Source organism: Okeania sp. SIO3I5, assembly GCF_010672085.1.
Taxonomy (GTDB): domain Bacteria; phylum Cyanobacteriota; class Cyanobacteriia; order Cyanobacteriales; family Microcoleaceae; genus Trichodesmium.
Map to the genome: position 1 here is coordinate 1 of NZ_JAAHHT010000292.1, position 9731 is coordinate 9731.

The window sequence follows — 9731 nt, forward strand, 5'->3', positions numbered from 1 at the left end:
ATGAGTAAGGAGTTATTAGTAATGATTACGGAGTAAGGAGTAAGGAGTAAGGAGTAAGGAGTAATGAGTAAGGAGTAAGAAAGGAAATGAAAATGCATAAATTTTTAAATTCGTATTCATGCTTAACATATTCTAGTTGAGGAAGTAATTTTGCGATTACTGTGTAACCGGATTTTATATGAAATCCCTTGATAAACCTAAAAAAATGATCTTACTGATTGCTGAGTTCTGACCGCTTCTTTAATCACTAAAAAGACAACTTGTAACCTCCTGCAATACTTTTAATGAACCTCGAATAAGTTGCAAAGCAGCAAGTGGTTGTCGAAACATAGCGATCGCTAATGGTAAAGGTTGTAAATTTCCAGATGATGTTATAGCAGAACAGAGATGGGGAATATCGTGGCGTGTGTCATCACTAATCACCCTCACCATCGCCACCGGAACAGATAACTTAGCGAAGAAATTGAGAATTGCAAAACCTTCCATATCTACTACTTCTGCACCAGTATTTTTTTCCAGTAGTTGTTTTTCCTCCGCCTTGTAAATTAAGCGATCGCTAGTTAAACCTCTTACTAAAGAGGCTTTTTTTTGTAAATGAGTTTGCAATTTATTGGTTAAAACGTCATTGCACTTTTGCTAAAGCAACTGAGACTCATTATATAAAATACACTCATTATAGATCACCACATCTCCAGGTCGATATTTACTAGAGAGACTACCGCATAATCCCATTACCAAGACTGTTGATGGTTGCTGAGAAGAAAAATCATGCTTTTCTTGCCACTGATGCAAATGGCGAGTAACAGATGTAACGCCTATTGGTAGAGGTAACAATTTTGGAATAACAGATAAACTGCACCTAAGACCACGCTTCACAGACTTTAATTCTGGCCTGTGGACAACTAAAATTGTATCAATCATTTCTATTATAAATCTCCAGAAAAGGGGGAATAGGGAATAGGGAATAGGGAATAGAGGAGAAAGAATTGATTTTATTTTTGATTGTTGGTGATATCTATTATACCAATTCCCATGCATTAATGCTATACTTCGATAGCACTTCAGTTATTAAGTAATTAACACAGCGTCAATGCTCTCCCTAAAAGCTATCCCTTATAAGGAACTCCTGAAAACCTTGTGGGGAAGGTGGGGAGGATGGGGAGGTGTGGGGAGTGTGGGGAGTAAGAATCTTCAAAAAAACTTCTAATTCAATACACTTTTCTGATGAAAAAGTCTCTCAAACGACTTATACATAACTTCTTACTAATGCCTAAATTTTATGTTAAGAAAGATCTTTATAAAGCATAGCTTTTAGGGAGAGGTAATTATCAATTATCAATTATCCATTATCCATTATCCATTATCCATTAATGAACTATGATTTCTCAATTCTGTTTGTGCCTTATAACTACATTGTTATGCTTAATTAATCCACTGTTAGTAATCAAAACTAATGCTCAATCTCAACGGATAAAAATTCCTACTCCTTCTATTACAGAAGAAGCACAAGAAATTTGTCCGTCACCTGCATTATCTCGCGTCCAACGCCATATCGTTGTCCCTGGAGAGACCATTGAAACTATTGCCCAACAATACAACCTAATTCCCCCTACCCTATTAGCATTTAATCGAGTCCTACAAAAAGGACAAGTCACCGTAGGTACTGAAATTGTTATTCCTCCCTATAACGGTATCGCTGTAAAAGTACCTAGTGGTAAAACCTGGAAAAGTGTTGCAGAAAACTATAACATCCGTGCTGACACTTTATATGAAGTCAATGGTTGTCCAGAAACACCAAACCAACAAACACCAGAAATAGTATTTTTACCGGGAGTAAATTGGTCTCCAGGAGGAAAAACACCCCCAAAAATATCTTCATTAACGGGTTATCCTTTACCTTTTGAAGCTAGGGTAATTTTAGGTTATGGTTGGTTGTTACATCCGATTAAAAATCAAGTAGTTTTTCATAGTGGTTTAGATTTAATTGCTGATAGGGGAACATCAGTTTTTTCAGTAGGAGAAGGTATTGTCGCATTTGCTGGAAAACAAGGTAGTTATGGAAATTTAGTAGTGATTAATCATGCTACAGGTCAACAAACTCGTTATGCTCATTTAGATTTTATTCAGGTAAAAACTGGTCAAAAAGTTACACAAACAGAACTTTTAGGCACAGTTGGTCAAACAGGAAATCCTGATTTTGAAGAAGCTCATCTACATTTTGAAATTAGATATAATTCCCCTTTAGGTTGGGTAGCTGAAAATCCAAATTCTTACATAGAAGTTATTTTTAAGTAGGGCTTGCTGAACAAATTCAAAGCATTGACATATAAAGGTTTTAGCCATTTTATGTCGTGAAAAACTGGTAATTTTTCGGTTGATTTAGCTGCATAAAGTGAGGACTTTGGGGTAACGCGAGGCAGAAAAATCAAGGAAAAATTATTTCTCTTACAATCCCAAACTTCCCAAACTTCCCAAATTTCCCAAACTTCCCAAACTTCCCAAACTTCCCACACGGAGCAAATTTCCCAAATTTCCCAAATTTCCCAAATTTCCCAAATTTCCCACACGGACCACACGGACCACACGGACCACACGGACCACACGGACCACACCTCCCCATCCTCTCCTACTTTTTTCTCTCTAGTAAAAAAAGTTCTATTAAAGATCCCTACACTTTGTGTATACTTGCATTCACGAATATTTGGAGAGGTGAATAGGGGTCGAATAGGCGGCAATTTCTAGTTGATGTCGTTTTCATCAAAATAATGTTACTCATAATCAGGGAAATTAAGTGAATTTGTATAATATGTCTTTTTGCATAAACAGAAAATATAAATGATAAAAATGGCATTTAAGCTATTCATTACGACTTATTTTGCGTTAATTATGACTCCTGAAAAAACTTAAACATTGATAACAAACATTAATTGAATTAGTATAAGCTATTCATTTTGTCGTCGCAAATTGTACAGCTACTATACCTCAATTAATCCTCCTGAATTCCATAAGTAGTTTAATTATTAGTAGCACATTTTTTGAGAATTAGTATTAAACTATATTCATATTTATACCAATTCCCATGGATTAATCCTATACCTGGGTGACACTTGAGCTATTAAGTAATTAACACAGAAAAAATTATTTTTTGTTGATTTTAGTTAACTTAATGTTAATTATTATTAAGTTACAGGAACCTTGTATGCAAGGTCTCTACCTCCACTCTCCTACTTCCCTGCTCAAAAAAGCGTAGAAAAATTTTTGATAAATAGTATCAAGATGATAAAATCTTGCTATCTTTATTTTTTATTAATAAATCAAACTTATGAGTGACTAAAAAAAACACTATTATTAAAAACATTTACAAATATAAAGAAATTATGTTACAATCTTAATGAAGTTGGAAAGGGACAAAATATCAAATTATTGGTATCTCGAAAACTTTATACACACAGAAATCATAAATAACTATCAATAATGTCTGACAAGAGGTGAAAGTGCCACCCTTGTGAGGAATGGACTATACTGATACTACCGGATTTTATATAACAGTCTGTATGAAGAAGCGATCGCCGAAACAGCTTTGATATTCAAGTTTTGTGTCTTAATTAACCTTACTATTCTCACTGTTACCATCTGCCATTAATAAATATAGTTACTGGTGATTCTTGAAGTGGATAATACTTCAAGACTTACGTAGGCAAACCCAGAAACCAGGTTTTTTCGTCAATATTTATTGTTAAAAACAACAATTTATCCTAAAAACCCGGTTTCGCGTGCGTAAGTCCTGTACCTATTACAATTCAATTTATTTCTGTTACAGCGGTTTAATGATGAATAAACCACAATGATACTGACTCCTAACTCCTGCGACCTACGGACGCCCTTATGCAACGTCCCTACCTCCTGACTCCTGACTCCTGACTCCTGATTCCTGACTCCTGACTCCTGACTCCTGACTCCAAGATCATGAATTTAGTGGTCTACTCAACTGAACAGCGCTGTAAGTAATTTTTGCTAACTTAGCGATCGCTACTCAACTGTAAAAAACAACCATAGATAAGATTGGGGGAAGTTGAAACCCAAGACTTATCTCTGCTAACAACTAAATACTGATAGCTAATCATTTGTTAATAATAATAAAAAGAATCAAGGATAAACTATGTTAGATGCACCACCACTAGCAAACTACTTAGGTTTCTTAGCATTAATATGCTACGTTCTCACTTTGCTACCAACAAGTATAAAAATTGTTTTTCCTCAAACAAGACAAGCAGAAATACCGAAAGTGTTGCAGAAGAACCGACGTGAAATAGGTGTAATTGCCTTTGTACTTGCTTTTGGTCATGGAACTTTGTTAGTTCTAAAAAGAAACTTTGATTTTTATGATTTCCAAACTTATTGGATATATATACAAGGAGTTGCAACTTTCATTATTTTCGTACTATTAACAATTACTTCTAATGATTGGAGTATGAGAAAAATGAAGAAAAATTGGAAGAAATTACATGAATTAACTTACCTAGCATTATTTCTGTTAGTCTGGCACATCATAGACAAAATGTCGGGACATTGGACACTATTGACACCATTCGGAATGCTTGGAATCACAGGGATAGCGGTTGTATTTATCATTAGAAAATGGAAAGAACATCAAAAGAAATTATCAAAACCAAAACCTATTCAATAATTAATAATTAACAATTAATAATTAATAATTAATAATTCTTGAATACCTCTTTTTTTTAAGAAGAGGATTGGTGAAAAAGGAAATTTTTTTTCTTTTTTATCCTTGAAAGGAGAGGCTTTAAACCTTGATTTTTCGGTAAATAAAAATTAAAGCTAAGTTCGTTTGAGATCAATTAAGGTTAAAACGAAGAATCAAAAAATTAATGTAGAAACATATTTTGGCAAAGTTGTCAGAATTTTGAATCTCCATCACTCTTTTTGAGATCGAATACCAAATTACTAACAACTTACAGCAATGCATGAGGATGGTGAGGTACAGTGAGCGTGCTAATCTCAATTCCCTGTTCCCAGTTAAATGTTCCCAGTTAAGTGTTCCCTAAACCCGTCAAACTTTGTACCTCACTAACTCTGAAACTGCTGTAACTTAATAAATAAATCAAAATTCAAGATTAATTTTCAGGGGGTCAATAATGGTCGGAGTCAAAAAATCTAGACCTATTCTTAGTAATTCTTATACAATAATAGGGTCAATTGTTCTAGCAGCTATTGGAGGTTTTTGGTTATCGCGATTGATATTAATGTCATCCAAGAATCCCGTTTCCACAATAACGCAACAAACCGTACCCACCCAAGTTCTGGCAAAACATAAAGGATGGGTTTATACAGTTGCCATTAGTCCTGATGGTGAAACCTTAGCTAGTGGTAGTTATGATGGTACGATTAAGATTACAAATATAAGCAATGGTGAATTGCTTCATAATATCAAAGCTCACGACGATGCTATTGAATCTCTTGCTATTAGTCCAGATGGAAAAATCCTTGCTAGTGGTAGCTGGGATAATCACATTAAGCTTTGGGATCTTTCCAATGGCAATCTGGTCCGAGATCTTAATAGTCATACTGATGATGTGAAAGCTATAGCTTTTAGTGTTGACAGTCAGACTCTAGCTAGTGGTAGTTATGATGGCATGGTTAAGATCTGGAATATTAAAACTGGCTCTATTAACCGTAGTTTAAAGCATCCAAATATTTTAACCTCTTTAGCTTTGAGTCAGGATGGAAAGATGCTGGCAACTGCTGGTAGAAATGGTATAATTAAGACTTGGGACTTGAATACAGGTAAAGAACAGCACTCAATAGCAGCACATAAAAAGACTATTATGACTCTTGCTTTTAGTCCTAATAATCAAATGTTAGCTAGTGGTAGTCGAGATCGAACAGTTAAGTTATGGCAAGTAGATAGTGGCAAATTGTATGAAACGTTAGAGAAAGAAAAGGCAGTTTTTTCTGTTGCTTTTAGTGCTGATAGCAAAACTCTTGCCACTAGCAGTCATAAGAGAGATATTTCTTTGTGGCAGGTGAATACAGGGGAACTCATAAAAAAGTTGACAGCTCATTCCAAAGCAGTTTTTTCTGTACAGTTTAACCCTGATGGTCAAACTCTTGTCTCTGGAAGTGCGGATGGTACTGTTAAACTTTGGTCAATGCAAACTTCTGATCAGCAGTTAGAAGATATAGATATAGCTGTTGAACCATCTGCTGTGAAAGAGAAAGCATTTTCTAGTATAGAGAAAGCAGTTCTTAATGTAAATCCAGAAATTCCTGATGTAGACAAAGTAGTTTTTAATGTAAATCCAGAAATTCCTGATGTAGAGAAAGCAGTCCCTAGTGTAAACCCAGAAGTTTCCGAGGGTGCATCAAAAATTACTGATGTAGCTATGTTAAAGAAGTTAAACCAAAATTTGTACAACAAAATTGACCAAAGTTGGCGACAGACTCCCACTTGGTATGAGGACTTAGTATTTCAAATGAAAGTTAATGCTGATAATGTCATTATCGGTTTAGAACCCATGAACCAAGAAGCTAGAGATTATGCAGGGCAAACGCCTTTACCGAAGCTATTACATAGTTCTAATTCTGGGGAGAAACAATCTTTTGGAGTATTCCGCGTCGTAATGACACCAACAGGCGTACTTGAGGTTAGTCCGTGGGAAGGTTGGTTGTCGTTTCAAAGTGAAATTAGTAGTCAGTAGTCAGTAGTCAGTAGTCAGTAGTTAGTAGTTAGTAGTTAGTAGTTAGCAATTGTAGGGGCGATTCGCGAATCGCCCCTACAATTGCCACGATAGCTTATCTTCCATAGTCTTCTGTAAGAGTTGGCGCTGAAAAAAGGTTTTGGTTATGGCAATGTGGTTCATCAATTTAAACGCAAGTATGAAGAGCGAGAAATATGGTAGGGCAAGACCCGTTAATGCCTGTGGATGAGTAACCACCGACAATTTGTCACATGATGTTACGCTTTGTATCAATTTTGTAAAGCAGAACGTTACAATAAGACGAAACATAACTTAATAGAAATACTATGTACTTAACTTGGTTAGACAGTAATTCCTGGCTAATTGAAATTGGCAGTAAACGAATCCTCATAGATCCTTGGCTCGTTGGCCCTTTAGTTTTCGGTAATCTACCTTGGCTGTTTAAAGGGGAAAAACTTACTCCTCGTCCCATTCCAGAAAATGTAGACCTAATTGTATTATCTCAGGGATTGGAAGACCATGCTCACCCAGAAACTCTTAAGCAGTTAGATAAAAATATTCCTGTTGTTGCTTCTCCGACTGCAGCAAAGGTAGTACAAGAGTTGGGTTATTCTCAGGTAATCACACTTGATCATGGTCAGACCTATTCTTTTGATAATAGCGTTGAAGTTAGAGCTGTTCCTGGTTCACTTGTTGGCCCAACTTTGGTGGAAAATGGTTATATTCTCAAAGATATAAGCACTGGCAAAACAATATATTATGAACCCCACGGCAACCATTCTGAAAAAATCAAGGAATTTGCGCCTATAGATGTTGTTATCTCTCCAATTATCAATTTGAATTTACCATTGGTGGGGCCAATAATTAAGGGAAATGAAAGTGCATTACAAGCAGCTCAATGGTTAAAACCTCAAGTTATGTTACCTACAGCAGCGGGGGGTGATGTAGATTTTCAAGGATTATTAGTATCTTTGTTTAAAGTTGAGGGAAATGTTGAGGAAGTACAGTCTTGGTTGGCTAAAAATAATTTGGCAACAAAAGTTATGGAGCCAAAACCAGGAGAACGTTTTGAATTAAAATTGGAAGAACGAGTATTAACTAATTAATGTGAATTTGTTTGAGCCAATATTTTTCAAAAGCTCCTTGATTTTGAAAGATATTGTCTATTATTATATGCAACATATTCCAAGTACACAAAGTACAGATATTAAAAATTAAATATTCCCAGTGCGGGCATCTTGCCCGCGATTTGTGTACCTCAACAAGGTAAAATCCGCTGTAATATTCAAGAATTTACATATTAAATATTTGAGTTGATTAATACCAAGATTATTGTTAACTAATTAATCAAAAAAATGAGAAATATTCCTGGGATTTTCACTTTGGTCTTATCCTTATATTTAATGATTTGTCATGCTCAGTTTGCCCTAGCTTCTATTCATACATATCCTGAGTCTTCTACACAGATAATGTATCGCTCTCAACAAAGTTTGCGAGATATTTCAGACCGAGCATGGCAGGCGGTATTATACAAAAGAATTAAATCTGGTAAATTAGAAACTTTACGTTTACGATTAGTAGGTTTTCCTGGGATGATAAAATTAGATAATTCCCAAAAATTGCAGGTTACTACTGGCAATGGTAAGGTATGGAATCCAGAGGATGTTTTGTTGGATTCTTCTTTTCCTCCTAATGTTGGGGAATATGATTTTCTGGAGGTAATGAAAGGTCTAGATTATGATACTCCACTGCGACTAAACTTATCTTTGCAGGATTCTAGTAAAGCTGAAATAGTAGTTCCTATTTTTGCTGTTAAAGAATGGCGTCTGCTATTTGATAAAGTTGATTTTTGGGAATAGGAATTTTTTTAGGAGTCAGGAGTCAGGATTCAGGAGTCCGAATGAATGGTTTGAATAACATTTTTTACGTTGGAAATTAGCTCAATAATTAGGATTTAGAAGTCAGAATAAATGGCTTTAATAAAATTTTCTAGCTCGGAAATTAGATAAAAATTAGGAATTAAGAGTCAGAATGAATGGTTTAAATAACATTAAATTAGGAATAAAGAGTCATAATAAATGGTTTGAATAACATTTTTTTTAGTTGGAAATTAGCTAAATAATTAGGATTGAGGAGTAAGAATGAATGGTTTAAATAACATTTTTTATGTCGGAAATTACCGAAAAATTATGGTTTAAAACCTCCCCCCTTTTAAGGGGATAATAAAGAAAAATTTTCCTTTGAGTAAATCCTCCTATTTTCAAAGAGAGGTAATTATTAATTATTCATTATTAATTATTAATTGTTGAAAGTAGATTCTAAGTAGATGAAGTACAAATATTAACAGTTAAATGTTTGTAGTTTGGGCATCTTGCCCGCGTGGATGTACCTTATCAGATGTACCCTATCAAAGTATGGGCGATCGCTTTGATTATTTCTAACATTCTTTTTGAAAATTGTAATAAGTAGTAATCATGGCGCTCTTTGTCTATAATTATTAAAAAAATTGCTCTTACTTACTTAAATTAGTTGAAGTTTATTAGGAAAAAAATGAAAAAAATAATTACGGTTTGCTTATTAATTTTGATATTGATAAATGTTATAAAAATTCCTACTGCATTAGCAGCAGAAATGACACAAGGTGCGGAACTTTTTCAGATTCATTGTGTAGGTTGTCATGCTAATGGAGGGAATATTGTTAGACGGGGGAAAAATTTAAAAATTGAGACTTTGGAAAGAAATAAATTAGATTCTGTTGAGGCGATCGCTTATTTAGTAAAAAATGGTAAAAATAATATGTCTGCTTATCAAGAGCGTTTGACAGAAATAGAGATAGAAAAAGTTTCTGCTTATGTGTTGGAAGAGGCAAAAAATGCTTGGCATTCTGAAGGGATGATGAGTAAAGTAAAAAGTTTTTGGGATAGTCTTTTTAATCAGGATATCTCTAGAAAAAATTAGGGTGGCAGAACTTTTTGAGATTTATTGTGTGGGTTGTTATGTTAATGGAGGGAA

Annotated in this window: 9 protein-coding genes; 6 read left to right on the forward strand and 3 right to left on the reverse strand. The window is 34.7% G+C overall.

Annotation, left to right across the window (positions count from 1 at the left end):
* Window positions 1-240: 240 nt before the first annotated feature.
* Window positions 241-606, reverse strand: coding sequence for a phosphorylase family protein (locus tag F6K40_RS35415; protein ID WP_293143397.1), 366 nt, complete (start codon window positions 604-606; stop codon window positions 241-243).
* A 30-nt stretch (window positions 607-636) separates the two neighbouring features.
* Entirely contained in the window at window positions 637-921 is a 285-nt protein-coding gene (locus F6K40_RS35420; RefSeq protein ID WP_293143400.1) for a hypothetical protein, read from the reverse strand.
* Window positions 922-1377: 456 nt separating this feature from the next.
* Here F6K40_RS35420 and F6K40_RS35425 point away from each other — a divergent pair, with 456 nt between their 5' ends.
* Window positions 1378-2295, forward strand: a complete 918-nt coding sequence (locus F6K40_RS35425) for a LysM peptidoglycan-binding domain-containing M23 family metallopeptidase (RefSeq protein ID WP_293143403.1) — start codon at window positions 1378-1380, stop codon at window positions 2293-2295.
* On the opposite strand, the gene F6K40_RS35430 is transcribed toward F6K40_RS35425, so the two are convergent.
* The gene (locus F6K40_RS35430) at window positions 2271-2735 is read right to left on the reverse strand and encodes a hypothetical protein (RefSeq protein ID WP_293143406.1); all 465 of its coding nucleotides are present in this window, start codon (window positions 2733-2735) and stop codon (window positions 2271-2273) included. The two genes, F6K40_RS35425 and F6K40_RS35430, sit on opposite strands and share 25 nt — an antisense overlap.
* Window positions 2736-4159: 1424 nt before the next feature.
* Between F6K40_RS35430 and F6K40_RS35435 the strand changes: the two genes are divergently transcribed.
* From F6K40_RS35435 to F6K40_RS35455, 5 genes are all read left to right on the forward strand, one after another.
* On the forward strand, window positions 4160-4687 hold the full coding sequence (locus F6K40_RS35435) for a ferric reductase-like transmembrane domain-containing protein (protein ID WP_293143409.1): 528 nt from the start codon (window positions 4160-4162) through the stop codon (window positions 4685-4687).
* A 577-nt stretch (window positions 4688-5264) separates the two neighbouring features.
* A complete protein-coding gene (locus F6K40_RS35440) occupies window positions 5265-6719 on the forward strand; it encodes a WD40 repeat domain-containing protein (protein WP_293143412.1) in 1455 nt (484 codons plus the stop codon).
* Window positions 6720-7045: 326 nt separating this feature from the next.
* On the forward strand, window positions 7046-7825 hold the full coding sequence (locus tag F6K40_RS35445; RefSeq protein ID WP_293143415.1) for an MBL fold metallo-hydrolase: 780 nt from the start codon (window positions 7046-7048) through the stop codon (window positions 7823-7825).
* 249 nt (window positions 7826-8074) lie between these two features.
* The gene (locus F6K40_RS35450) at window positions 8075-8578 is read left to right on the forward strand and encodes a DUF3122 domain-containing protein (RefSeq protein ID WP_293143418.1); all 504 of its coding nucleotides are present in this window, start codon (window positions 8075-8077) and stop codon (window positions 8576-8578) included.
* 691 nt (window positions 8579-9269) lie between these two features.
* Window positions 9270-9677 carry a c-type cytochrome gene (locus F6K40_RS35455; protein ID WP_365673911.1) on the forward strand — a complete coding sequence of 136 codons (408 nt, stop codon included), beginning with the start codon at window positions 9270-9272 and terminating at the stop codon, window positions 9675-9677.
* Window positions 9678-9731 lie beyond the last annotated feature (54 nt).